Source organism: Seohaeicola sp. 4SK31, from assembly GCF_028802875.1.
Taxonomy (GTDB): Bacteria; Pseudomonadota; Alphaproteobacteria; order Rhodobacterales; family Rhodobacteraceae; genus Seohaeicola.
This window is the reverse complement of record NZ_JARAMP010000035.1, coordinates 1-25,101: the sequence shown is the minus strand read 5'-3', so window position 1 is coordinate 25,101 and position 25,101 is coordinate 1. Positions and strand designations below refer to the sequence as shown.

The following is a 25,101-nucleotide window of genomic DNA, read 5'->3' as shown; positions in this document are numbered from 1 at the left end:
GTTCAACGGCTGCTCGGGCATAAGAGCCTCCAGACGACGTTGAACTACTATGCAGAACTCGACGAAAACTTGGTGTTCGGCAATTGGCAAGATTGGATCGATGGAAAAAGGAAAGGTGCGAAAGCATGACGAACGAACATCCCTCATCATCCGATAGCCGAGCGGGTGCGGGCAACGCCCATCTTTTATTTGTAGATCAGATCCGCTCGGGCGGGCCGGTGTCGCCGGTTCCGTCCGTCAAGGAATTGACCGAGCATCTCCGCCTGAGACAGGCTGAGGTTGGGGGCGTTGCCTGGGCGGAATTCGCATATTTGCAGAAGATTGCTGCGGAAGTTTGGGGACCCGAAAAGACGGCCCACTTTGCGCGTGTTCTTCGAAATGCGCGGGTGACAGAAAAGGCCAAGGACGGCTGCCGATGGGAGAGGGCAGTCACCATGGTGTCGCGGCTACCAGCAGAATGGCAGGCGCCCCTCCTGGAGCACATCAGAATTTCAAGACTCGGCAAGGCTGTCTTGGGACGGACAATCTGGAGCGTCAGTCACACTCAATCTGTCATCAGCGCGTTGGCGCGCTGGCACGCCTATTGCACGGAGATGGGCATATCTCTCACGCCGACAGGCGGATCTCTTCATCGCTACGCCACCGATCTGACATCCCGGATCGCGGATCGCGCGCCAGTCAGTGACAGAACGGCAGCAGACTACCTGCAGCGGATCATGTCGGGCCTGGGCATCGTCGCCCAACGTCGGTTTGTTTCGTCTGGATGTGACTATGTGGTCATGGATTTGTCTGAGCAAGCCAAGCGCCAAGGTTCGCACACAAAAAGCGGCGCGCAGCTTGTCGGCGCGAGCCGGATCTACACGTTCGGGTTCGAGTTGATGCAAAAGGCACGCAGTCGAAAAATGCGCGGCCTTCATGCGGCGAAGGATTTTCGCAACGGCCTTCTGCTCGCCGTGGCAGTGGCGCTTCCGGAGCGGGCGCGGGCCCTCTCGATCCTTGAGTTCGATACCAATCTTTGGCTGGTAGGGAAGGAGAGTGTTCGGATCGTGCTCCCCGGAAGTGCGCTGAAACTGCCGGAGGCTCAGAAGCACATGACGTCGGTCACCTTCATCCTGGAGAACCCGTCCTTGGCCGCAGCGCTCTTAGAGTATCGCACGGCATACCGGCCTTTGTTCGATGATGGGAACTGCCTGTTTCCATCGGTGCATGGTAAAACCGGCCCGATCACGGAAAGGCACCTTGGGCGCCTTGCCGGAGATCTCCTCGAGGTCGAGTTTGGCACGCGCATTTCGCTGCATCGGATCCGGGACAATGTGGCAACCGAAGCCAGCGAAGTCCTGCACGATGGCGGGCGTTCTGCAACAGTCCTGTTGCGCCACCGCGATCCAGCGGTCACCCGGCGCCACTACGATCACTCCGAGGGTATACTGGCGGCGGTCCAGTTCGGACGGAGCATCGACGCGCGGAGGACAAAGCAGCCGGATCTGGCGTTTTAATTCGCACCCGTGTGCCACCGCCCAACAGTGCTTATTTCCGTTATTTCCGCAGCGAGTTGAAAACGGGCCACGTCCATCCGCATGGGGTGGAACCCGCCCATTCTCAACTTTTTCCGCCAGTCGCTTTAACTTCCGTGAACCGCTTTTGAATTTCTGGGACGACTTCAACTGACGGAACAGGATTGGTCATGGCCGCAGCCAATACAATACTTTCCGAGATACTCATCAGCCGAGTTTTCCAAACCCCAGGACGACAATAAAGCCCCGCGCAAAAAAATGCGTCAACGTGCCAAGACACACTCAACAGCTTCAACGATTGCCTCGGTAGTGATGCCGAAATGGGCGTAGAGCTTTTCGGCGCGGTCCGAAGCACCGAAGCCTGTCATGCCAATGAACACGTCATCCTCGCGCAGCCATTTCTCCCATCCGAACTTCAGGGCCGCCTCAATCCCGATCCGGGGCGCGGTGCCAAGAGTGGTGCTGCGATATTCTTTGTCCTGTGCCTCGAATAACTCCCAACAGGGCATCGAAACCACGGCTGCGTTGATGCCTTTTCCGGATAGGAGTTCGCGCGCGGCCACGGCCAGACCTACCTCTGTGCCCGAGGCCAGAAGTGTCACGTGCCTTCTTCCGTTTTCAGCCTCGAGCAAAGTATAGGCGCCCTTGGCCGACAGGTTCTCGGACCGCGCCTGGCAGACCTGAGAGGCATTCTGGCGCGACAGGGCCAGAAGGCTGGGTCCGTGTGGCGTTTGAAGAGCGATGTCCCAGGCCTCGGCGGTCTCGACCGCATCTGCGGGACGGAAGACCCGAATGTTGGGCATGACGCGGAAGCTGGCCAGAACCTCGACCGGCTGGTGAGTGAAACCGTTACTGCCGGTGCCAATGCTGTCATGGCTGAAGACGAACAGCACCGGAAGTCCCATCAGGGCGGCCATGCGCATGGCGGGGCGTTCGTAATCGGCAAAGGCAAGATAGGTGACATTGATCGGGCGCAGGCCCCCGTGGGCAGCAATCCCGTCGCACATGGCCCCCATCAGATGTTCGCGGACCCCGCAATGCAGGTAGCTTCCAGAGCGGTCTGTGGTGGTGAAGGCATGACGACTGCGCTTGTGGTTTGTCGGCGCTTCCAGATCGGCACAGAGAACCAAGGTTTCGGGCAGGACCGACACCAGCGCGTCACATACCGCGCCGGAGGATTGGATCGTTGGGCGCGGCGCGGGGTCGGTGGCTTGTGTCCGGGTCAGCGTTGCGATGCTGTCCAGCCAGTTGTCTGGCAACCTACCGGAAGTCCAGCGATCGAATTCAGCTGCCTCGGCGTCGCGGGACAGGCGTGCGGCCCATGCTTCATGCTCAGCGGTGCCGCGTGACATGGAGGCGGCCCAGTCGTCGTAGATCGAACAGGAAATATCGAACGCGTCGTTCTCCCAGCAAAGGGCTGCTCGCATGTCATGGGAATCCTGGGGCGTTAGAGGGGCGCTGTGCCCGCCGCGCTGGCCCTGCAGGCGTGGGATGCCCTTTGCAATCACGGTGCGGCACGCAATCAACGAGGGGCGCGGATCGGCCTTGGCCGTCTCCATTGCCGCCGAGATCTGGTCAATGTCATGCCCGTCCACCTGTGCGACATGCCAGCCTGCCGCACGGAAGCGGGCGGGGACATCCTCGCTGATGGACAGATCTGTGGTGCCATCGTCGGTAATCTGGTTGTCATCCCACAGAAAGGTCAGCTTGCCCAGTTGCAGATGTCCGGCCAGGGAAATCGCTTCTTGCCCGATACCTTCTTGCAAGCAGCCATCGCCAACAAAGGCCCATGTCCGATGATCAACCAGACCTGCGCCAAAACGAGCGGCCAGTCGCGCCTCGGCCACGGCCATTCCCACTGCGCACGCAATGCCTTGGCCCAACAGTCCTGTGGTAATCTCGATCCCGGCCTCCTGTTCGATCTCGGGATGTCCGGCGCAGACCGAGCCCAGCCTGCGGAAGGTTTTCAATGCGTCCAGCGAGACATGGTCATAGCCTGACAGATGCAGCAGTGCGTAAAGCAACATGGAACCGTGCCCGTTGGACAGGACCACGCGGTCACGATCCGGCCAGAGTGGATTTTTCGGATCCACCTTCAGATGCCGGGCATAGAGCGTGGCGGCGATTTCCGCCATGCCGAGGGGCACGCCCTGGTGCCCTTCGCCCGCGTGGAGGATGGAATCAAGGGCCAGAAAGCGGATGGAATGGGCCATAGACTGGATATCGGTCATTGGGCGACTCCTGTTCAGAGAATGGTGCGGATGCGGCGCACCGCTTCGCTGATGTTTTCGGCGGAATTAGCGTAGGAAAAACGCAGGAACCCTTCGCCGTAACTGCCGAAGGACGTGCCCGCGACCGTGGCGACGCCGGCTTTATCCAGAAAACGGTCTTGCGCCTCCCGCGCGGTCATGCCGGTGCCGCTGACATTGGCAAAGGCATAGAACGCGCCCGCCGGATCAATGCAGCGCACACCCGGCAGACTGTTGAGCGCCTCCACGATCAGAGTGCGGCGCGCATCGAAGGCCAACATCATCTGAGTCACCGCGTCCTGCGGCCCGCTCAGGGCGGCCAGCCCTGCATATTGCGCGGCGGCGTTGACGCAGGAATGATCGTTGATAGCCAGCCGCGTGACATGCCCCACCGCCGTATCCGGCCAGACCGCATAGCCCAACCGCCAGCCCGTCATTGCATAGGTTTTGGACCAGCCGTCCAACATGATCAGCCGATCACGGATTTCCGGATATTGAAGCAGGGAGACATGTTCCCTCCCGCCATAGAGCATCTGGCTGTAGATCTCGTCCGATAGGATAGCCACATGCGGGTGATCGGCAAGACCTGTGACAAAGGCGTCGATCTCGGCGCGTGGGATGACCCCTCCCGTGGGATTGGCAGGGCTGTTGATGATGATCAACCGCGTGGCGGGTGTGATTTGCGCCAGCACCGCCTTGGCGGAAAAGACGAAACCCTTTTCTTCTTCAAGTGCGATGGGAACGGGAGTCGCCCCTGTATATCGTATCATGGATTCGTATATCGGAAAGCCAGGGTTCGGATACATGATCTCAACCCCCGGCTGACCGAACATCATCATGGCGAAGAACATCGTGGGCTTGCCTCCGGGCACAACCACGACATTGTCCGGGTTGACCTCGACTGCGTGACGGCGATGCAGGTCGGCGGCCACCGCCTCTCGCAGGGCAGGGATACCATTCGCAGGCGTGTAGCCATGATGCCCGTCGCGTAGCGCCTTGATACCGGCTTCGACAATATGGTCGGGCGTCTGGAAATCCGGCTGGCCGATGCCAAGGTTGATGATGTCGCGCCCACCGGCGGCGAGGCTCTGGGCACGGGCCAGCACGGTGAAGGCCGATTCAGTGCCAAGCCGCGCAAGGCTATCTGCGAATATAGGCTGTGACATGTGTATTTCCCCCTTGGTTTCGCGCTGGTCGAGACGTTTCTGGGCCATGCGAAGATCTGTTCCTTTCGGCGTGATAACCGAAGTTCGGCTGGAAAGTTGTTAAGTTCTGCTAACGAAGTCTGTCATATATCTCACAATCCAAGACCTGTTTCCGGTGGTAGCGTTTCCCTACGTCAGACGACCGGGAGGGGACCATGACTGTTGAAAACCGCGCCATTGCGCGCTCTAACATGACGTTGGAGATGCGCGCCTGGAACATCCGCCGTAAGGCATTGTTGATGGGCGAGGTGCAAGGTCAGGGCTACATCGGGCAAGCACTTGGGGTGGCTGATGTGCTGGCGACGTCTTATTTCCACGCGTTGGACTACCGCTCGGAAGACCCCGAATGGGAAGGGCGCGACCGTTTTCTTCTGTCCATCGGGCACTATGCCATCGCTCTTTATGCCGCGCTGATGGAGGCAGGTATCCTGCCTGAGGCCGAGCTTGAGACCTACGGCATGGATGACAGCCGGATGCCGATGTCGGGCATGGCCTCCTACACGCCGGGGATGGAGATCACGGGCGGTTCGCTGGGGCATGGGCTTGGGATCGCTGTGGGCATGGCGATGGGACTGAAGCGCAAGAAGAACCCGGCTTTCGTCTATAACCTCATGTCGGATGGCGAACTGGGCGAAGGCTCGACGTGGGAGGCGGTGATGTCCGCGACCCAATGGAAGCTGGACAACCTGATCTGCATCGTCGATTTCAACAACCAGCAGGCCGATGGGCCCAGCCGCGATGCGCTGGCCGTGGGGCCGGAAGCGCCGAAATGGGAAGCCTTCGGCTGGCACGCGCAAGAGGTGGACGGCAACGATCTGGACGCGCTGGTTGCGGCCTTCGATACTGCCCGCAACCTGCCCGAGGCCAAGCCCCGCGTGATCATCTGCAACACCAAGATGTGCAAAGGTGTCGATTTCCTTGAGGCGCGCGAGATGAGCCATTTCGTGCGGGTCGACGCCGATGAATGGGCCAAGGCGCTGGACAAGCTGGAAGAAGGAAAACCGCAATGACATTGGCATCCATGGCCCGCAAATATGAGCCGCGTCAGGTGGCGCAGACCAAGGTGGCGACATCCGCAATGATCGCGTCTCTTGCAGCTGAGGGCTATGACACTGTCTCTGCGCCGTTCGGCGAAGCGCTGGTCAATCTGGCGAAGAAGGACGAACGTATCGTCGGTCTGTCGGCCGATCTGTCGAAATACACCGACCTGCATGTATTCGCCAATGCGATGCCGGACCGTTTCTATCAGATGGGCATGGCCGAACAGGTCTTGTTCTCGGCGGCGGCGGGGTTGGCGCGGGAAGGTTTTATCCCCTTTGCCACTACCTATGCGGTCTTCGCCTCGCGCCGCGCCTATGATTTCATCGCCATGGCGATTGCCGAGGAGAACCTGCCGGTCAAGGTGGTCTGTGCGCTTCCGGGTTTAACCACGGGCTATGGCCCCAGTCATCAAGCCACCGAGGATCTGGCGATTTTCCGTGGACTGCCCAATATGGTGATCATCGACCCCTGTGATGCGGATGACGTGGCGGGCATGGTGCCCGCGATGGTGGCGCACGACGGGCCGGTCTACGCGCGGCTTCTGCGCGGCAAGGTTCCATCGGTGCTGACACGGCACAAGCCTGACTACAGATTCGAGCTTGGCCGCGCGCAGATGATCCGCGATGGCCGCGATGTGCTGGTGATCTCGTCTGGGATCATGACCATGCGCGCACTGGATGCGGCGGCACAACTGGCCGCCGACAATGTGGATGTGGCTGTGCTGCATGTGCCCACGATCAAGCCTTTGGATGTGGCGACGATCGCCGCCGAAGCGGGCAGGGGCGGGCGTCTGGTCGTCACTGCCGAGAACCACACCGTGAATGGTGGATTGGGTGAGGCGGTTGCGAAAGAACTGCTGCTGGCCGGTATCGCGCCGAAGTTCCGTATGATCGGTCTGCCGGACGCATTCCTTGAGGCGGGAGCTTTGCCCACGCTGCACGAGATGTATGGCCTGTCAGTGGCCAAGGTCGCGGCGCAGATCAAGGGCTGGCTGTAAGCACAGCCAAGACAATGACAATCGGAGGAGACAAGGCAATGGGCCTTTTGGACGGAAAAATCGCGATCATCACTGGGGCGGCCAGCCCGCGCGGATTGGGCAAGGCCACGGCACGATTGTTTGCGGAACATGGCGCGACCGTCGTGATTACCGACCTTGACGCGGATCAGGCTGCTGCAGCGGCGGCGGATCTGCCGGGCAGCGGGCATATCGGACTTGCGGCCAATGTGGTGGACAAACCTGCCTGTCTGGAGGCGGCGCGGAAGGTGCTCGACGCTTTCGGCCGGATCAACATTCTTGTGAACAATGCGGGCATCACCCAGCCTCTGAAGTTCATGGACATCGCGCCGGAGAATTATGACGCGGTTACCGATGTGAACCTGCGTGGCACGCTTTACATGAGTCAGGCCGTGATCCCCGCGATGCGGGCGCAGAAATCTGGCTCGATCGTCAACATGTCTTCGGTTTCGGCCCAGCGTGGCGGTGGTATCTTTGGCGGGCCGCATTATTCTGCGGCCAAGGCCGGTGTGCTTGGTCTGACCAAAGCCATGGCCCGCGAACTGGCCCCCGACAATGTGCGCGCCAACGCGATCTGCCCCGGCTTCATCGCTACCGACATCACCGCCGGCAAGCTGACAGAGGAAATGCGCGCCCAGGTTCTGGCGGGCATCCCGATGGGGCGGGCGGGAGAAGCGTCCGACGTCGCGGGCTGCGCGCTTTTTCTGGCGTCCGAACTGTCTGCCTATTGCACCGGCACCGAAGTCGATGTGAACGGAGGATCTTTGATTCACTGACACCACACCTGCAGCCCCGCGGAGGAGTGGGGCCGCAACATCAGTCTTCACCAAGGGAGGAAACCACCATGAAGACCAAACTGATGGCCATTCTGGCCACGACGACCCTGCTCGCAGGAACAGCCAATGCCGAAGTGATCTTTGCCCATGGCGAGAACCCAGGCAATCCGCGCTATGTCGCAGCTGAAAAATGGGCCGAGCTTTATGCCGCCTGCACCAGTGACACGGTCAACCTTGCCCCCTCTGCCACAATGGGCAATGATGTCGAGATGCTGACCTCTGCCACAGCGGGAGTCATTCAGGTGACCGCCAACAGCCAAGGCGCCATGAGCCAGATCGTGCCCGAAATTGGTCTGTTGGGTCTTCCGTTCCTGTTTGCGGATCTGCCCGCCGCGTGGGAGGTCTTAGACGGCGAGGTTGGTGATCTGCTGGATGCGCGGGCGCAGGATTCTGGGCTCAAGATCCTTGGATTCTGGGACAATGGCATCCGTAACGTGACCCATCTCTCCAAGCATGTGTCCGAGCCTGCAGATCTGGCTGGCATGAAGATCCGAACCCCGCCGGATCAAATGACGCTGGATATCTTCGAGGCACTTGGCGCATCGCCTGCTCCGCTGGCGTGGTCGGAATTGCCCACAGCACTTCAATCTGGTGTGTTTGACGGTCAGGAAAATCCGCTGACGAACATCTATTCGGCCAAGCTGCACGAGATTACGCCCTTCGTGACAATGACCGGGCATAAATACGAATCCACCCCGGTGGTGGCAGGGCTGGCTTGGTGGTCGGGGCTTGACGAGGCCACGCAGAACTGCGCGCTTGAGGCGACAGCCGAGGCCGGCAAGTTGCAGCGTCAGTTGTCCTTTGACGGCGATGCGACCTTGAAGCCCAAGATGGAGGCCGAGGGCGCGAAGTTCGCCTCCTCGAACCGCGAGGCCTATATCGCCGCGACCGCCTCGGTCTACGACAAATACGCTCAGAGCTATCCCGAACTGGTGGCTGCTCTGAAAGAAGCGGCAGGTCAGTGATGTCCGAAAAGGACACATCGCATCAAGGAAGAGGGCGTCCGCGCCCTCTTCTGCGGATGGTTCAGCTTCCAATCCATGTGCTGGACTGGAGCGGTCAGGTCATCGCAGCAGTGACGCTGGCCTTCATGTTCTGCGCGCTGTTGGTCAATGTGATCCTGCGCTACGTTCTGAATTCAGGCTTACCCTGGGCCTCTGAAATCCACGCGGTGCTGCTGCCCTGGATGGTGGCGGGCGGGGTCGTCATTGCTGCTGCCCGTGGCCGCAACATCGCAATCACGCTGCTGCCGGACCTTCTAAGTCCGTGCGGGAGGCGGATGTTGTTCTTCGCAGTTAACTTGATGATCTTTGTGATCGCGGTGAGTGTTCTGTGGTCCAGCCAGCCGATCCTGAAGGCGTCGCAGTTCCAGCGCCTCTCTACGCTGGGGATCAAGCAGATCTGGGGCTACTCCAGCCTTGTCTACGCTTTCGGCGGAATGGCGCTAATCGCCGTGCTGGATGTGCTGCGTGTGCTGCTTGAGCGCGATGTCTGTGCCAGTGATCCCACCAAAACCAGCTTGAGCTGAGGAGCGCGCGCCATGTCCACCACGATGATTTGGGTATTCTTCGTTCTTCTCGCTATTGCCGTGCCGGTTGCCCACGCGATGCTGGGCGGAGTGGCGGCGGCGCTGTGGTTGGATGGCAAGCCGATGGCGGTTATTGCGCAACGGCTCTATTCGCCGACGCAGAGCTTTCCGATGCTGGCTATCCCGTTCTTCATTCTGGCTGGCAATCTGATGATGTCGGGACGTTTCGGCGTCTACCTGATCAATATCGCGCGCCTTCTGGTTGGCAACATGAAGGGCGGACTGGGTCAGGTCTCGATTATTGGATCCGTCATGTTCGGCGGTGTGTCCGGATCTGCCGTTGCAGATGCCTCGGCATTGGGCAATGCGTTGATCCCGGTGCAGAAGCAGGCTGGCTATCCTTCCGGATTTGCGGCGGCGATCAATTCGGCCTCATCGACTGTGTCGGTGCTTATCCCGCCTTCGATCCCATTGATCCTGTATGGTCTGGTCTCGAACACCTCGATCGTGGATCTTTTCGTGGCCGGTATTCTGCCGGGCGTGATGCTGGGTGCGGGCATGTTCGCGACAGTCTGGTGGGTTGCACGCCGGCAGAACCTGCCGCGTGCGCCCTTGGAAGGCGGGTTCAACGCCTTCAAAAGTCAGGTCTTTGCAGCGATCCCGGCGTTTCTGATGCCTATTTTTATCATAGGCACGCTACGCTTCGGTGTCGCCACCCCGACGGAGGTGAGCGTGATGGCCGTGGCCTACGCACTGATCGTAAGTGGTGTGATTTACCGCGACCTGACACCCAAGGGTATCTGGGACGCGCTGGTGGATAGCGCGATGATGACAGGCGCTGTGATGTTGATCATCATGGCCTCGTCGACAATCCAGTGGGTTCTGACCGCCGACCGCGTGCCTCAGGATCTTGCGCTGTGGGTGGCCGAGACCATCAGCGAGCCCTGGATGATCATCATTGCGCTGAACATTGTGATGCTGGTCGTGGGCGCGTTTCTGGATCTGCCTGCCGCAGTTTTGCTGCTTGGCCCGCTGTTCGTGACCATCGGGCAGGCCATCGGGCTTGATCCCGTGCAGCTTGGATTGATGATGGTGGTGAACCTGTCGATAGGGCTTTACACCCCGCCCGTGGGGACCACGCTGTTCATCTCGGCCGCCATTGCCCGTGTCGGGATAGGGGAGGTGGTGCGGGCACTGCTGCCTTTCTATCTGGTGGCGCTGGCGGTGCTTTTGGCGATCTCGTTCATCCCGGCGCTAACGATCTACTGAGCGGGATGACGGTCTCGGCAAGGGGTCCTGATGGCCCGCCTTACAAGGACCAGGGAGTGACTTCTTTCATCTCCTGATCGTCACCAGAGCGGAAGACACAGCCCATGTCCTCCAATACGCGGCGGGTGCGGGCCTCGGTGGTCCGCGCCTCGGCGGTGACCCAATCCGAGAACCGCTTGACGATGCGCCGGTTCATGTGGCGCGGCGGGCAGACGATCCAGTAAGCATCAAAGGCAATGACTGGAAAGTTTGGTGCCATTGGCACCAACTCGCCTCGTTCGAGTTCGCCGAGGCACAGAACCGCACTGTCCAGCGCCACGCCACCGCCTTGCTTGGCCATCTCAATGGACATGGACGAGCGGTCAAATCTGAACGGATAAGATAGGTCTGGCAATTCGATCCGGTTCGCCGCCAGCCACAGATCCCAGCGATACATCGTCTTGACGCTATCGATCAGCCGCGAATGGGCAAGCTGCACCACCGGATCGTCGCTGATGCCACGTAATCGTTCCAGATAGGAGGGGCTGCACATCGGCATCGCCATGTCGTTCACAATCGGCTCAACCATCAGGCCAGCCCAACTACCCATGCCATAACGTAGGTCCAGATCGACCGCCTCTGTCTCAAACGCGCTGAAGTCAGGCGTGGCATCGATGCGAATGGCCCAATCCGGGTTGTCCGCAGCAAAGGATGCGATCCTTGGCCCCAGCCAGCGCACGCCGAAACTGGGGCTGACCCGGATGGTCAGGCTGCGCATGTCGCGTTGACGGCCAATCGCGCTGCGAGCGTTGCGCAGGGCACCGAAGGCTTGGCTGGTCGTCTGAAAAAGCCGGTCGCCGTCAAGCGTAAGGGTCAACCGGCGCTTTTCGCGACGGAACAGCTTTACCCCGAACTGGGTTTCCAGAGCGCTGATTTGCTGACTGACAGCTGAGGGCGACACACCCAGTTCGTGTGCAGCTTTCGTCACTGTGCCCAAGCGTGCGACGGCTTCGAAATATTCCGTGGCTTTGAGGTTGATGTCGCGCATTCATGGACTTTACGCCGGCGCCGCATTGCAATCCACCGGATTCGAAATCCGAAAAGGGGCGAAACCTACCCTTCTTCAAATCTTTCTTCCAAGCTTCTCAACTTCCCTCAAGCGTTTTCGACTTGCAGTGACGAATTCAACTCTTTGAGAATATTGAAGCTTGGGCCCTCATTGCCTTCTGGGGTCCACACCGGACTGATGAAGCGGCGGTTACGGTTGTCAGTAGGGGGTAGCTGGGCCGCACCTTCTACCGGATTGTTTGACCTGCGATGTCATGTCAAATGTGGTTTGGCGCAGGAGTTTTGCGATGGCGGTTACGGAGTAGTTGCTATGGGGCTACCGGAGTAGACATACGGACCAATCGCTGGCTACTTCAGACCTTGATGGATCACGGTGCGGACCAACAAACGCGGCTGCCGCATTGAAATACTGCCTCGCTGCTGTTGCACGAATACGACCATTCTGCTCTCTCGAGAGAGTGCATGAGCTGGCTGGAAACTGAGGACCGTTTGCGGCCGCGAGAGAATGAGCGGACGTCGCACAGGTGCTGAATCACAGGCGGATCCAAGCGAGAAGTCTTTTGCGTTAACGCCAGAGAGCGGCGCCAGCCGGGCGCTCTTGCTTGGTTCAATGAGAACGTGGATGTCGGTATGGAATCGGAGCCGCCTTGCGACTGTTCGATGAGGCACAGGTTCTGTCAGTGGCTCGAATGTCGACTGTTTACGCAGACCCCCTAAGCAGTTCGCACCTGCAACGAATGCACGATGTCCGCGCGTTCACTATGCTGGAACTGGAAAACTGCTCTCAGCAACTTAGACTGTGCAAAACTGTCACCGCGCTACGGCGCCTCTGAGAAGACGGTGGCAAGGCCAACTCGCAATCGTTTGGACGGACCTTTGGTCAGTAATCATGGGCGGTTGGTCACGATAGTCATCAGTATCACTTCGGAAATTGGCGACATCTGCATCTGATCTGGCGCAGGTCTTCGGGGCGAGACCCGCGCCAGACCTGATGCAGATGATCGAAAAAAGGAGCTTGGATCGGCTTGACCCCCACCACGAACGGCGGGGCAAATCAAGAAAGGACGACACATGTTCCACCTCAGACACCGAGCCCAGGGCACTCCAGCTCTCTCGACCCCGGCATTGATGAACCTACACCAGTTCATCGACGCGAATTTCGGCGCGCTACAAAATGCAGCAGAACTCCTCGCTGGGCAGCGCGGCAAGAAAGTAGTCACTACCATCCTGGAGGGCCTTCAGAACGCGTCCGCTGTAGATCGACGCACATGGAATGCGCTCCGGGATCTGCTGGGCATCCTCACGCTCGAGCATGTTCACGACGATACACGTGTCGAAGCGATGCTTTTTGCGCAGATCGACCTCGCCGATCCTCTCGTCGAAGACATCTGCCTGCTCACCGATGGGCTCCGAGAGGTTCTCGCGCCACTTGTGGCTGACCAACCCGAGATCCGTGATCATCTCCTTTTTGCGGCGTAGGACACCGCAGATTTCCAAGCTGCCAGTCACACACACTGGCAGCGCTTGACGAAGCGAAATCGGTTCGCTTCAGAACAGGAGATGATGGCATGACCATTCAGAACCACAATTTCGAAGCCGTGCACTTTGTTGCTGCTTTGCAATTCCTTTTGTCACAGGCGCGTGGACCAAAGAGCAAAAAACAACAGGTCGCAGATTGGCTCGATCTGCTGGAAGATGATGATGCACTGACATGGCATATCAACACATTGAAGTCGTTGTTCGATGCCTTGGCGGTTCTCGCATTCGCGAACGCTGCGTTCCGTATGCTGCCGGCACCAGCAAGGAATACCGGCCTGCTGTCTTTCGAAATCGAAGACCGGGGCGGCTACTTCGTCGCGCTCAAAACCATCGGCACCGTGATCTCCGTCGCACCGCTCTGCGAGGACTGCCAGTCAGAGCTCATAGAGCATGTGGAAAGGACGCTTCTGGTGCTGCTGAAGCAAGTCGACAAGCTCTTGGCGCGCAGGTGAAACAATCCCCCCGGATGGCTTTGGCCATCCGGGGGACAGCCTGTTATTTCTAAAACTTGTGAGGTGGTGCCTTGCCGGCGACGAAAAAATTGACGGAACAGTGTCCGGTTCGATCGATAAATTAGCCGTCGTGCAGATGGAAGTAGGTCGACTCTACGGCGTTTATCAAGCGCTAAGGCCCTTCAGCGCGCTGGAGGGCCTTTTTATTTGATGTGCCCATTGATTGCAGTTGAGCCGCTGCACTGCCCCTATCGAGTGGTCTGGTTAGATTTTGAGTCCAGCGTGGGGCGGCGGTCTATCGGGACGATGCTCTCGGGCGCTGGCGGACTGAGAAGCTCGGTATTTTCAAGGAGTGAGTGCCAACTCTGGCTTGTTTGCAGAATGTGACCGCATTATCGTTACTCCTGACATTCCATTCATGTCTGCACTGAAAGGGACCGGCGACTGTCGGTGCTGCAAGCGGATGTGCGCTGAAATATGATTTGTCGCCGCTCATTGCTCGGAGAAACCCAGAGGGTATGATCGAAGAAAACCTCTTGCTCATCCTTGTCGGCTTACCTTTTGCTGCGGCCATCGCCTCCAGCACGGTTTCGACGACGGCACATGGCGCCGCAGCATGGGTATCGGGGCTTCTTCTTGCGGCGGGTCTTGGGGTTTTAGCGCTGCTGCACGCGACCATCCGCGCGGGGCAGGTTCTACGCACCACGCTGGAGTGGGTGCCCTCGATGGGGTTGAACCTGACGTTCCGTATGGACGGGTTCGTGTGGCTTTTCGTGACGCTTGTGTTCGGGATCGGCATCCTCGTGCTGATCTACGCGCGCTACTACCTGTCGAAATCAGATCCTGTGCCACGGTTTTACGCGTTCCTCATGGCCTTCACTGGGGCCATGGTGGGCATGCTGATGTCGGGCAATATCCTGATGCTGGTGGTGTTCTGGGAACTGACCTCGATCCTGTCTTTTTTGCTGATCGGCTATTGGTATCAGGGGCAGGCGGCGCGAGACGGGGCGCGGATGGCGCTGGTGGTGACGGGGATAGGCGGGTTGTGCCTGATGGTGGCCATGCTGATCATCGGTCAGATCGTCGGAAGTTTTGATCTGGACCGGGTGCTGGCCTCGGGCGATCTGTTGCGGGCGCATCCGCTTTATCCGCTGGTGCTGGGCCTGTTCCTGCTGGGCTGTTTCACCAAATCGGCGCAGATGCCGTTTCACTTTTGGCTGCCTGGCGCGATGGCGGCACCGACGCCCGTGTCTGCCTTTCTGCATTCGGCGACCATGGTCAAGGCTGGCGTGTTCCTGCTGGTGCGTTTCGCGCCTGTGCTGGGGCAGACGGAATTATGGTTCTATGCCGTGACGGGCACCGGAATGCTGACGCTGGTGCTGGGCTCGGCGATTGCGCTGTTCCGGCATGACCTGAAAGGATTACTCGCCTATTCCACCATCAGCCACCTTGGCCTGATCACTGCACTGGCCGGGATCGGCAGCAATGGCGCGATCTTGGCGGCGATCTTTCACATCGTGAACCATGCGGTGTTCAAGGCCAGCCTGTTCATGGCCGCCGGGATCATCGATCACGAGACGGGAACCCGCGACATGCGGCGCCTTGGCGGGTTGATGCGCGCCATGCCGGTGACGGGTGCGCTGGCCGTCGTCGCCTCGGCCGCCATGGCGGGGGTCCCGCTGCTGAATGGCTTCATCTCTAAGGAGATGTTTTTCGCGGAAGCAGCCGACTGGCACAACGGCTCTTGGCTGGACAACGCATTGCCGTGGCTGGCCACGCTGGCGGGCATCTTTGCCGTAGCCTATTCACTGCGCTTCATCGCCAGCGTCTTTTTCGGCCCCGTTGCCACCGACCTGCCGAAAACCCCTCACGAACCGCCAGCCCTGATGCGCCGCCCGGTCGAGGCGCTGGTTCTGATTTGCCTTATTGTGGGTATTCTGCCTGGGCTGACGCTGGGGCCCACGCTGAACATGGCGGCGCAAGCGGTGCTGGGGCCTGATCTGCCGGTGAAGGATATCGCGCTCTGGCACGGCGTGAACCTGCCTCTTATCATGAGCCTTGTGGCACTGGGTGCGGGCGTGGCGCTTTACGCTGTGTTGGGCGCTCGCATCGCGGCTGGCCCTGAGGGGCCGCCGCTGCTGCACCGCCTGCGGGCGCAAAGGGTCTTCGAGAAGCTGCTGCTGGAACTGAGCTGGCGCGCGCCGCGCGCCCTGCATCGCCTGATGGGGACGGAACGCCTGCAGCCGCAGTTGCGGCTGATCGTGCTGCTGACGATCGGAGCGGGTCTGGCCACGCTCTGGGGCGGGTTGCGGCAGGCGCCCAGCCCCTTGTCCACGCCGCTGAACCCCGCCTTCGCCGCGATGTGGGGGGTGGGGGCGGCCTGTGCCATCGGCGCGGCATGGCTGGCCAAATATCACCGTTTTGCGGCTGTTGTGTTGCTGGGGGGCGCGGGGCTGGTCACTTGCCTGACCTTTGCGTGGTTGTCCGCCCCGGATCTTGGCGTGACGCAGCTTCTGGTCGAGGTGGTGACAACCGTTTTGCTACTGCTGGGCCTGCGCTGGATGCCCAAGCGGAACGAAGAGATCGCTGCAGACAAGCTGTTGCCCGCGCGTCTGCGCCGTGGGCGCGACTTCGTCATCGCGCTGGTGGCGGGGGGCGGTCTGGCCGCGATGGCCTATGTGATGATGACATGGCCCCTGATCCCCAATGTGGGCGACTGGTTCCTGCGCAACGCGTATTTTGAGGGGGGCGGCACCAATGTGGTGAACGTGATCCTTGTCGATTTCCGCGCCTTCGACACCTTTGGCGAGATCACGGTGCTGGCGATCGTGGGTGTCACGGTGTATGCGCTGCTGCGCCGCTTCCGCCCGGCCGCGGAAAGCGTGACTCTGCCCAAGGATCTGGCCCGGCGCGCCGATACAACCTTTGCCGATGCCATGCTGGTGCCAGCCGTAATCATGCGCTGGATGTTCCCGGTGATGCTGATGCTGGCGGCCTATCTGTTCCTGCGCGGGCATGACTTGCCGGGGGGAGGTTTCGCAGCGGGAGTGACAGTGTCCATCGCCTTTCTGCTGCAATATCTGGCTCATGATGTGCGCTGGATCGAGGCTCGGCTGACCGTGCTTCCGATCCGCTGGATGGGAGTTGGCTTGCTGATCGCGGGGCTGACCGGGCTGGGCGCGTTCCTGTTCGGTTATCCCTTCCTGACCATGCATGCCCGTTATGTCGAGATTCCGCTGCTTGGGCAGGTGCCTGCGGCGACGGCCCTTCTGTTTGACGCCGGCGTGTTCTCGCTGGTGGTCGGGGCGACCGTGCTGATGCTGATCGCCATAGCACACCAGTCGCTGCGAACCGCGCGCCTGCGCGAGCGGGACGCGGATGCCGCCCCGGATCAGGAGGCCACCTGATGGAGATCGTGCTGTCTCTGGCCATCGGTGTTTTGGCTGGATCGGGAGTCTGGCTGCTACTGCGTCCGCGCACGTTCCAGGTCATCGTGGGGCTGTGCCTGCTTTCCTATGCGGTCAACCTGTTTATCTTCGCCATGGGGCGCCTAACGCTGGGCGCGCCGCCCATCATGCCGCGTGGCGGTTTCATCAACCCCGCCGCCTATGCCGATCCCTTGCCTCAGGCGCTGGTGCTGACGGCTATTGTGATCAGCTTCGCCACCACAGCGCTGTTTCTCGTGGTGCTGATCGTCTCGCGCGGTCTGACGGGCACCGATCATGTCGACGGGCAGGAGCGTGAGCCATGAACCTGGGTCCCGAGCATCTGATCGTCGCGCCGATCCTGATCCCCTTCTTCGCGGGCGCGCTAATGCTGATCTATGACGAACGTCAGCGTCGCGCCAAGATGACCATAAGCCTTGTCGCCGTCATCGCCTCGCTGCTTGCGGCCATCGAATTGCTGGTGCGGTCGAAGGGAAGTGCGCTGACGGGCGGCAACGACATCGGTTTCTACCTGCTGGGCGACTGGGCCATGCCCTACGGCATTGTGCTTGTGATCGACCGGCTCTCGGCGATGATGCTGGTGCTGACGGGGCTGCTGGCGCTGCCCGCGCTGACCTATGCCGCCGCCGCATGGCACCGACAGGGGCAGCATTTCCACAGCATGTTCCAGTTCCTGCTCATGGGGTTGAACGGGGCTTTCCTGACGGGTGATCTATTCAACCTTTTCGTGTTCTTTGAGCTTTTGCTGGCCGCGTCATACGGCTTGCTTCTGCATGGTGGCGGGCAATTGCGGGTGCGGGCGGGGCTGCATTACATCGCGATCAACTTGACTGGATCGCTGCTGTTCCTGATCGGGGTCAGTCTGATCTATGGCGCGACGGGCACACTGAACATGGCGCATCTGTCAAATCTTGTCCCCTTCCTGCCTGAGGACCGGCGGATACTGTTTCACGCCGGAGCCGCAATCATGGGGCTGGCCTTTCTAATAAAGGCGGGGATCTGGCCGCTCTCGTTCTGGCTGCCTACAGCCTATATGGCGGGGGCGGCACCAGTAGCGGCGATGTTCGCGATCATGACAAAGGTGGGCGTCTATGTGATCCTGCGGCTGTCCTTTCTTTTGTTCGGCGCAGCAGCGGGTGCCTCGGCGGGTTTTGGTGCACCTGTGCTGATCGCGGGGGGCATGGCGACGGTGATCTTCGGCCTTCTGGGGGTGCTGGCCTCGCATGGGTTGGGCCGGATGGCAGCGCATCTGGTGCTGGTCTCCTCGGGCACGGTTCTGGCGGCGGCGGGTTTCGTGATGGCTGGGGCAGCAAGCAGCGTATTGGCGGCAGCGCTATTCTATCTTTTGTCCTCGACACTGGCCACCAGCGCTCTGTTCCTGCTGATCGAACCGATGAGCCGCGAGGAAGGCGGCATCGCCGCCCTGCTGGCGCTGACCGCAGATGCCTATGGCCTTGACGATCGTGAAGAAGACCGCCCGCCCGAGGTGGGGCTTGCTATCCCCGGCACGCTGACGGTGCTGGGCCTTTCTTTTGGCGCCTGCATGATCGCGCTGGCAGGCCTGCCGCCCCTGTCGGGCTTTATCGGCAAGCTGGGCCTGTTGCAGGGTCTGCTGGGCGAGGGCGCGGCAACCCCGGCCCTCTCCTGGGCCTTTGTGGCGCTGGTGATCCTGTCGGGCTTTGCCACGCTGCTGGGCCTTGTCCGGGTGGGCATCCAGACTTTCTGGGCCACTGATGGCGACCCGCCCGATGTGCTGGCGCTGGAGATTGCCCCGGTCGTGACCCTTATCGGGATGGTGATCTTCCTGACGTTCAAGGCTGAGGTGACGCTGGATTACATGCAGGACACAGCCGATGCCGTCCTGCAACCGCGGATTTATACCGTGGGGGTGTTGGGCGCCCCCCGCGCCGCCGATCAGGAGGATACGGAGGAGTTGACCGAATGACCCGCCTGTTTCCCCATCCGATGCTGTCAGCGGCGATGGTCGTGATGTGGCTCCTTCTGACCCGCTTTTCGCCCGGCCATCTGATCCTTGGCACGGTGATCGCCACCTTGGCCGGTCTTGCACTGGCGCGGATCGAACCCGACGCGCCGAGTATCCGCGCCTGGCGGCCGCTGCTGCGCCTGATGGGGATCGTCTCGGTGGATATCGTGCGCTCGAACTGGGCGGTGGCGCGGTTGATGCTGACGAACGGACGCCACGGCGCGCGTCATTCGGAATTCGTTGAGATCCCGCTGCGCCTGCAAGACCCGGTCGCGCTGGCGCTGCTGGCGGTCATTCTGACCGCGACACCGGGCACGGCATGGCTGGATTATGACGCCGAGACGGGCATGCTCTTGCTGCATGTCTTCGACATGGTTGAGGAAGAGGCGTGGCGCCTCCTGATCCGTGACCGCTATGAAGCTCTTTTGCTGGAGGCTTTTGGATGATCCTTGTTCTGTGGTTGGCATTGACCTACGCGCAGATTGCTCTGGCGCTGGCGGCCTGCTTGGCAGCGATCCGAATGATGATCGGCCCGCGGGCGCAAGACCGGGTGCTGGCTCTGGATGCGCTCTATGTCACAACAATGCTGCTCTTCATCGTGTCGGGCATGCGTCTTGGCACGCCATTCCTATTCGAGGCGGCCCTCGTCATAGCCATCGGCGGCTTTGTCGGCACCGTCAGCCTGTCCAAGTTTCTAATGCGTGGCGAGGTGATCGAATGACCGCGCTGGATGATCTACCTGCATGGTTGATGCTCATCGTGGCCTTTTTTCTGGTGCTGGGCAGCTCGCTGACCTTGCTGGGGACTTTTGGCCTTCTGCACCTGAAAAGCTTCTATGACCGCATTCATGCGCCGACACTTGGCACCAGTTGGGGCGCGGCGGCGATCCTTTTGGCCTCTCTTCTGGCGTGGTCATGGATCCAGGATCGCGTCTTTCTGCATGAGATAGTCATAGGCATCTGCATCATGCTCACTACCCCGGTAACCCTAATGTTCCTTGGGCGCAGTGCCCTCCAACGCGACCGTGCCGCGGGTCAACTGCAGGCGCCAAAACCTTCACGCGATCCTGATAGCAAGGATATAGCTTGAAAGCGCCGTTCAGCCATGGCCCAGAAGGAACGATTCCCATTTTCCATTACAGCGATTGGGACAATCGAGCTCGGCGAGCGTTGAAATAAGATATTGTTTTTACTATATCTTTTTGTGCTGTATTTCGCGCTCCTTGGAAAGTGTTTTCAAGCGAGCGGAAATTTCCTAAGCTTCGAGGTGAAACGCTTGGGGGAGCGGCAAGATGACGGAGCTAAACAAGTTCCATGAGCGCGTCTTTGGTGCCAGAAAACAGAACCAGGACCTGTGGTTCCTGGTCAAGGACACTGAGGGACATCTAAGCGTGCTGCACGAGCAACGCATCCGGGAAAAGGGACAGAAGCAGTTCGCGCCGGTCGCGCAGGATCGCATGACTGTTAAAGAAGCCATGTGCCACGGCGGCAAGCTGGCCAAGAACCTATGGTATGCCCTGCCGCCCGGTATGCAGCGCAATTGATTTGCGCCCAGATAGGGCCTTCAGCGCAAAGACGGCAGACCAAACGTGACATTGCTGACCGTGATTTGCTATAGTGATCTCATGAATTTAGCCAATCCAAGCAATAGCCGCATCGATAAACTGAAGGACGTCGGTCTCACCAAGGGTAGCATTAAGGCGGCCGTGAAAGTGATGCTGCGGGCAGTTTTGCTGGGAACCTTTCTTTATCTGATTCTGACTGAAGACCCGGATCTCAACCTCAAGCTGAACATCTTACCCTATATCATAGCGGTGGTTTGGTCTTACTTTGATGGCGTTTTTGCCAAACGCCAGTGGAAAATCTCATTCCTCGAAGCGGTTTTCATTCACATCGCCGCCGTTCAGTTTGGTAGAATGCTATCTTTCACCTTCGGGAACCCTTTGCTGGGCGCATGATTATTTCGGTGGAGGCTCAACATCCTTTTGCCGCGCGTTCAACAACGCATTCGAGACGTTGCACGACTGATCTTGTCATGAAACTGGCCGACCTCTGTCAGCGAACAGATTTGTTGGGTGAGAGGTGGTTCGGAGTAAGAAACACGATCACACGGCAACGACTTGCAGCTATTTGAAGGGCGGGATTGCCAGAACATCCACAGTCGCGGTCCTCAGGACCTGCTCGGTCACGCTACCAAGCAACATTCTTGAAACTGCACCTTTCCCTTGGGTTGAGAGGACGATCAGATCGGATTTGAGATCCTTTGCAGCTCTTTGGACTTCATGGGCAATGGTTGTCTCGTCAAACCGCACGATTTGCTCTGCCTTTGTGCCTCCCAGCTTTGCGATGAACGCGGCCAGTTCGCGTTTGGCCTCTGCGCGCAGAGATTTCAGGTAGTCTTCCTTGTTGGTTGTTGGCAGGGTTCCGGACATCGCCAGCCGTAAGGCCGGAGCATTGAAAACGCTGAGGACGGAGAGGTTGCCCTCCCGACCAATATTCAGCGTTTCAAACACTCGAAGGGCAAGCCGCGAGTTGTCGGACAGATCCGTTGTCAGGAGAACATGGCGATAGTCCCCGACGGGGGTGCCATTTACCATCAGGACCGGACAGGAGACGGAGCGGATCGTGCGTTCTGCGGTGGTTCCCACAAAGGCGTCCCGCAGGAGCTGACGGCGGTGTGGGCCGATCACCAACAGGTCAGGGTTGGTTTGCTCGACAGCCCGCGTGAGCCCGGCGAATGGGTCTGTCAAAAGCACTTTCGTGTCGCAGGCTACGCCGTCCAGTGTCTCAAGGGTTCGGGCAAGCTCGGACAGAAGATGGCGGGCTTGTTTGGTGTCCTGCTCCACGATGCTGCGGGGACGATCATCATCGACGACGTGGACGAGCTCTACACGCGCACCATGTGCGCGAGCGAGAAGGACCGCCCGACGCAAAGCCCTGTCCGATCTTTCGGAGAAATCCGTGGCCAGCATGATGCGCTGCATGGGGTGCCCTCCCTTGTCTGTCATATAGCCCATTCAACCACGGGTTTTCGTCCGATGACTTGATGCAGGTCAATCTAACTTCACGATAAGCCGCTATAATACATTAAAACATGACAAAAGGTGCAAAGCGATGCCCCATGATCAGTATCAGACCGTCAAGGAGGTGGCTGATCGCTTGAAGGTTGCGGAGGCGACCGTGCGGCACTGGATCAAGACCGGTGAACTGCGCGCCATCGATATTGGCAAAGGTTGGCGCATCGCAGATGCCGATCTGGAACAGTTCATCAAGCGCCATGAAACAGCCCCGCGCTTGCAAAGCGACGGACATGAAGATCCCGTCGGGGAAAGGAAATAATAATGCCAATGTCGTCTTTCGCCGAAGTGGCGCTGCTTCTGGTGCTGGCGGCGGGGATAGGGCTTTTCGGGATTTTCTTGCGCCAACCCCTCATCGTCAGTTTCATAGCCGTTGGCTTGATCGCCGGGCCTTCGGCACTGGATGTCGTGCATTCGGACGAACAGATTGACCTGCTTTCGGAATTGGGGATCGCGGTCCTGTTGTTCCTTGTTGGCATCAAGCTTGATGTGAAGCTGGTGCGCTCTCTTGGGGCCGTATCCGTGATGACCGGTATGGGGCAGGTTCTGTTCACCGCGTTCTTCGGTTACTTGATAGGGCTGACGCTTGGGCTTGGCCATGTCACAAGCCTCTATGTTGCTGTGGCGCTGACATTCTCCTCGACCATCATCATCGTCAAACTGCTGTCCGACAAACGCGAGATCGACGCCCTTCATGGCCAGATCGCGTTGGGATTCCTGATTGTGCAGGATCTGTTCGTTGTGTTGGCCATGATCGTGCTGTCAGCCATCGGCATTGGTGCGGGCGGGGATGCGGGGCATGGCGGGGGCTCGATCCTGGGCGTGTTGTTGTCAGGCGTTGCGCTTGTCGTGGCCGTCATCCTGTTCGTGCGCTACGCCGCCAATCCTTTGACCGAGCGTCTGGCCCGTGCGCCGGAACTTCTGGTGATCTTTGCCATCGCACTGGCCGCGATGTTCGCTGCCGTTGGTGATCTGGTTGGATTGGGCAAGGAGGTAGGCGGCCTCATGGCGGGGGTGGCCCTGGCCTCGACCGCATACCGCGAGACAATCGCAGCCCGATTGGCGCCGCTGCGTGACTTCCTGCTGCTGTTCTTCTTCATCGCCCTTGGCGCGACGCTGGATCTGTCCTTGCTGGGCGCGCATGTCACGGGGGCGGTCGTCTTCTCCCTGTTCGTGCTGATCGGGAACCCTTTGATCGTGCTCGCGATCATGGGGGCGATGGGGTATCGCAAGCGGACAGGCTTTTTGGCCGGTCTGACGGTAGCACAAATCAGCGAGTTCTCCCTGATATTCGTCGCCATGGGCGTTACGCTGGGCCATGTGACGGAAGACGCGCTTGGCCTTGTCACCATGGTCGGCCTCGTGACCATCGCGGCATCCACTTACATGATCACTTTCTCGCACAAGCTTTATGCGCTGTTCGAACCGTTTTTGGGGGTATTTGAGCGCAAAGGCACGCCCCGCGAGCCCACTGATTTCGCTGCCACTGACGACAACGACGACAAGGTGATCGTCTTCGGTCTTGGTCGTTTCGGCACGGCCATCGGGCTTCGCCTGCAAAAACGCGGTATCAGGGTGTTGGGGGTGGACTTCAATCCTTTGGCGGTGCGGCGTTGGCGCGAGTTGGGGCTGAAGGCGAAATTTGGTGATGCGACAGATCCCGAGTTCGTCGCGGAGCTGCCCTTCCAGGGGACGCGCTGGATCGTATCGACCGTCCCGATCCATCCCACTGGATTGAGTCATGAGGACACGCGGCGGACATTGATCCAGCTGTCACGGACAGCGGGGTTTTCAGGCAGGATCGCGGCTGCGTCGCACAGCGCTGGTGACACCGATGTGCTGTTCGCAGCAGGCGCCGACATGGTGTTGGAGCCGTTCCAGGACGCCGCCGACCGTGCCGTAGAGTTGCTGTGTGGCGCGGCAGAGGAAGAACGCACAGACATCCCCGAGATCGCAACTGAGGGGCGCGTCGTGACCTGAGGGTGACGGACATATTCACAGAAAGGAAGAAGGCCATGAACCGACTGACAGGAAAAACTGCCATCGTGACCGGTGGTGCCGTGGGCATTGGCCGAGCCTGTGTGGAGCGCATGGCAGAGGAAGGCGCGAAGGTCGCGATTCTTGATGTGCTGGCCAACGAGGGCGAGGCTCTGGCCAAGGCGCTTTCCGAAACGGGACATGACGTCGCCTTCTGGACTGTGGATGTGACGGATGAAGCTGCGATGACAGCGGCGATCGACGCTGTTGTGGCGCGTTTCGGCGGGCTGGATGTCATGGTCAACAACGCGGGCATCTCGGGCAGTCCTGCCCCCACCGATCAAGTGAGCGAGGCGGACTGGGACCGGGTTCAGGCCGTGAACGTGAAGGGCGTGTTCTTCGGCACCAAACATGCCATCCCGCATCTGCGCGCGGCGGGAGGTGGGTCGATCATCAACCTGTCCTCCATCGCGGGACTGATCGGTGTGGGCGGACTTGCCGCCTATCACGCCTCGAAAGGGGCGGTCCGGCTGATGAGCAAGAATGATGCGATCACCTATGCGCCGGAGAAGATCCGCGTGAACTCGATCCATCCGGGTTACATCTGGACGCCGATGGTGGAAAACCATCTGCGGGCCACATCCGATGATCTGGAAGCTGCAAAAGCTGCGGCAGGGTCGGTTCATCCCATCGGTCACATGGGAGATCCTGACGACATTGCTTGGGCCGTGGTCTATCTGGCCTCGGACGAGGCGAAGTTCGTGACCGGCGCCGAATTGGCTATTGATGGCGGGTATACCGCCCGCTGAAAGGAGTCCGATGCTGCTGACCGATCCGCACAGCCAGTCTGCCGATGCCTGTCTGTCGGCGCTGGACTCGGACCCGGCGGGGTTGAGTGCGGCGGAGGCGGCGCGGCGACTGGC

24 protein-coding genes are annotated in these 25,101 nt (G+C 59.9%); 19 read left to right on the top strand and 5 right to left on the bottom strand.

What is annotated here, in order from left to right; all coding sequences use genetic code 11:
• Window positions 1-125 precede the first annotated feature (125 nt).
• The gene (locus tag PVW27_RS19485) at window positions 126-1,496 is read left to right on the top strand and encodes a hypothetical protein (protein WP_274560592.1); all 1,371 of its coding nucleotides are present in this window, start codon (window positions 126-128) and stop codon (window positions 1,494-1,496) included.
• Between the two features lie 281 nt (window positions 1,497-1,777).
• Here PVW27_RS19485 and tkt read toward each other — a convergent pair whose 3' ends face one another.
• Complete coding sequence (tkt, locus tag PVW27_RS19480) at window positions 1,778-3,745, bottom strand: transketolase (RefSeq protein ID WP_274560591.1); 1,968 nt, start codon at window positions 3,743-3,745, stop codon at window positions 1,778-1,780.
• 14 nt (window positions 3,746-3,759) lie between these two features.
• Window positions 3,760-4,929: a pyridoxal phosphate-dependent aminotransferase gene (locus tag PVW27_RS19475; RefSeq protein ID WP_274560594.1), complete on the bottom strand. Its 1,170-nt coding sequence runs from the start codon at window positions 4,927-4,929 to the stop codon at window positions 3,760-3,762.
• 194 nt (window positions 4,930-5,123) lie between these two features.
• On the opposite strand from PVW27_RS19475, the gene PVW27_RS19470 reads away from it, so the two are divergent.
• The 6 genes from PVW27_RS19470 to PVW27_RS19445 all read left to right on the top strand — a co-directional run bounded on the left by PVW27_RS19470 (window position 5,124) and on the right by PVW27_RS19445 (window position 10,657).
• On the top strand, window positions 5,124-5,978 hold the full coding sequence (locus tag PVW27_RS19470; RefSeq protein WP_274560590.1) for a transketolase: 855 nt from the start codon (window positions 5,124-5,126) through the stop codon (window positions 5,976-5,978).
• Window positions 5,975-7,006, top strand: coding sequence for a transketolase family protein (locus PVW27_RS19465; protein WP_274560589.1), 1,032 nt, complete (start codon window positions 5,975-5,977; stop codon window positions 7,004-7,006). The genes PVW27_RS19470 and PVW27_RS19465 overlap by 4 nt, the downstream gene beginning before the upstream one ends.
• A 38-nt stretch (window positions 7,007-7,044) precedes the next feature.
• Complete coding sequence (locus tag PVW27_RS19460) at window positions 7,045-7,800, top strand: glucose 1-dehydrogenase (RefSeq protein ID WP_274560588.1); 756 nt, start codon at window positions 7,045-7,047, stop codon at window positions 7,798-7,800.
• 68 nt (window positions 7,801-7,868) lie between these two features.
• The gene (locus PVW27_RS19455; RefSeq protein ID WP_274560586.1) at window positions 7,869-8,825 is read left to right on the top strand and encodes a TRAP transporter substrate-binding protein; all 957 of its coding nucleotides are present in this window, start codon (window positions 7,869-7,871) and stop codon (window positions 8,823-8,825) included.
• The gene (locus PVW27_RS19450) at window positions 8,825-9,388 is read left to right on the top strand and encodes a TRAP transporter small permease (protein WP_274560585.1); all 564 of its coding nucleotides are present in this window, start codon (window positions 8,825-8,827) and stop codon (window positions 9,386-9,388) included. The genes PVW27_RS19455 and PVW27_RS19450 overlap by 1 nt, the downstream gene beginning before the upstream one ends.
• A 12-nt stretch (window positions 9,389-9,400) precedes the next feature.
• Window positions 9,401-10,657, top strand: coding sequence for a TRAP transporter large permease (locus PVW27_RS19445; RefSeq protein ID WP_274560583.1), 1,257 nt, complete (start codon window positions 9,401-9,403; stop codon window positions 10,655-10,657).
• Between the two features lie 40 nt (window positions 10,658-10,697).
• Here PVW27_RS19445 and PVW27_RS19440 read toward each other — a convergent pair whose 3' ends face one another.
• Both PVW27_RS19440 and PVW27_RS19435 read right to left on the bottom strand, forming a co-directional pair.
• A complete protein-coding gene (locus PVW27_RS19440) occupies window positions 10,698-11,684 on the bottom strand; it encodes a LysR family transcriptional regulator (protein WP_274560582.1) in 987 nt (328 codons plus the stop codon).
• Between the two features lie 1,187 nt (window positions 11,685-12,871).
• Window positions 12,872-13,165, bottom strand: coding sequence for a hypothetical protein (locus PVW27_RS19435; protein WP_274560581.1), 294 nt, complete (start codon window positions 13,163-13,165; stop codon window positions 12,872-12,874).
• A 107-nt stretch (window positions 13,166-13,272) separates the two neighbouring features.
• Here PVW27_RS19435 and PVW27_RS19430 point away from each other — a divergent pair, with 107 nt between their 5' ends.
• The 9 genes from PVW27_RS19430 to PVW27_RS19390 all read left to right on the top strand — a co-directional run bounded on the left by PVW27_RS19430 (window position 13,273) and on the right by PVW27_RS19390 (window position 21,082).
• Complete coding sequence (locus PVW27_RS19430; protein WP_274560579.1) at window positions 13,273-13,695, top strand: hypothetical protein; 423 nt, start codon at window positions 13,273-13,275, stop codon at window positions 13,693-13,695.
• 518 nt (window positions 13,696-14,213) lie between these two features.
• Entirely contained in the window at window positions 14,214-17,102 is a 2,889-nt protein-coding gene (locus PVW27_RS19425) for a monovalent cation/H+ antiporter subunit A (RefSeq protein ID WP_274560577.1), read from the top strand.
• On the top strand, window positions 17,102-17,446 hold the full coding sequence (locus PVW27_RS19420) for a Na+/H+ antiporter subunit C (protein ID WP_274560575.1): 345 nt from the start codon (window positions 17,102-17,104) through the stop codon (window positions 17,444-17,446). The genes PVW27_RS19425 and PVW27_RS19420 overlap by 1 nt, the downstream gene beginning before the upstream one ends.
• Window positions 17,447-17,448: 2 nt before the next feature.
• Window positions 17,449-19,086, top strand: coding sequence for a monovalent cation/H+ antiporter subunit D (locus PVW27_RS19415; RefSeq protein WP_432762106.1), 1,638 nt, complete (start codon window positions 17,449-17,451; stop codon window positions 19,084-19,086).
• Complete coding sequence (locus PVW27_RS19410) at window positions 19,083-19,571, top strand: Na+/H+ antiporter subunit E (protein ID WP_274560572.1); 489 nt, start codon at window positions 19,083-19,085, stop codon at window positions 19,569-19,571. The genes PVW27_RS19415 and PVW27_RS19410 overlap by 4 nt, the downstream gene beginning before the upstream one ends.
• Window positions 19,568-19,846: a K+/H+ antiporter subunit F gene (locus PVW27_RS19405; RefSeq protein WP_274560570.1), complete on the top strand. Its 279-nt coding sequence runs from the start codon at window positions 19,568-19,570 to the stop codon at window positions 19,844-19,846. The genes PVW27_RS19410 and PVW27_RS19405 overlap by 4 nt, the downstream gene beginning before the upstream one ends.
• Complete coding sequence (gene mnhG, locus PVW27_RS19400; protein ID WP_274560569.1) at window positions 19,843-20,214, top strand: monovalent cation/H(+) antiporter subunit G; 372 nt, start codon at window positions 19,843-19,845, stop codon at window positions 20,212-20,214. Before PVW27_RS19405 ends, mnhG begins: the two co-directional genes overlap by 4 nt.
• A 202-nt stretch (window positions 20,215-20,416) precedes the next feature.
• A complete protein-coding gene (locus tag PVW27_RS19395) occupies window positions 20,417-20,668 on the top strand; it encodes a hypothetical protein (RefSeq protein WP_274560566.1) in 252 nt (83 codons plus the stop codon).
• 45 nt (window positions 20,669-20,713) lie between these two features.
• Entirely contained in the window at window positions 20,714-21,082 is a 369-nt protein-coding gene (locus PVW27_RS19390) for a hypothetical protein (protein WP_274560564.1), read from the top strand.
• Window positions 21,083-21,250: 168 nt separating this feature from the next.
• Here the strand turns inward: PVW27_RS19390 and PVW27_RS19385 are convergent, their stop codons facing one another.
• On the bottom strand, window positions 21,251-22,108 hold the full coding sequence (locus PVW27_RS19385) for a universal stress protein (protein WP_274560562.1): 858 nt from the start codon (window positions 22,106-22,108) through the stop codon (window positions 21,251-21,253).
• A gap of 130 nt (window positions 22,109-22,238) precedes the next feature.
• Here PVW27_RS19385 and PVW27_RS19380 point away from each other — a divergent pair, with 130 nt between their 5' ends.
• The 3 genes from PVW27_RS19380 to PVW27_RS19370 are packed head-to-tail and all read left to right on the top strand — an operon-like array spanning window position 22,239 to window position 24,987.
• A complete protein-coding gene (locus tag PVW27_RS19380; RefSeq protein ID WP_274560560.1) occupies window positions 22,239-22,463 on the top strand; it encodes a helix-turn-helix domain-containing protein in 225 nt (74 codons plus the stop codon).
• A gap of 2 nt (window positions 22,464-22,465) precedes the next feature.
• Window positions 22,466-24,181: a cation:proton antiporter gene (locus tag PVW27_RS19375; protein WP_274560558.1), complete on the top strand. Its 1,716-nt coding sequence runs from the start codon at window positions 22,466-22,468 to the stop codon at window positions 24,179-24,181.
• A 35-nt stretch (window positions 24,182-24,216) separates the two neighbouring features.
• The gene (locus tag PVW27_RS19370) at window positions 24,217-24,987 is read left to right on the top strand and encodes an SDR family NAD(P)-dependent oxidoreductase (protein WP_274560556.1); all 771 of its coding nucleotides are present in this window, start codon (window positions 24,217-24,219) and stop codon (window positions 24,985-24,987) included.
• The last annotated feature ends 114 nt before the right edge of the window (window positions 24,988-25,101 follow it).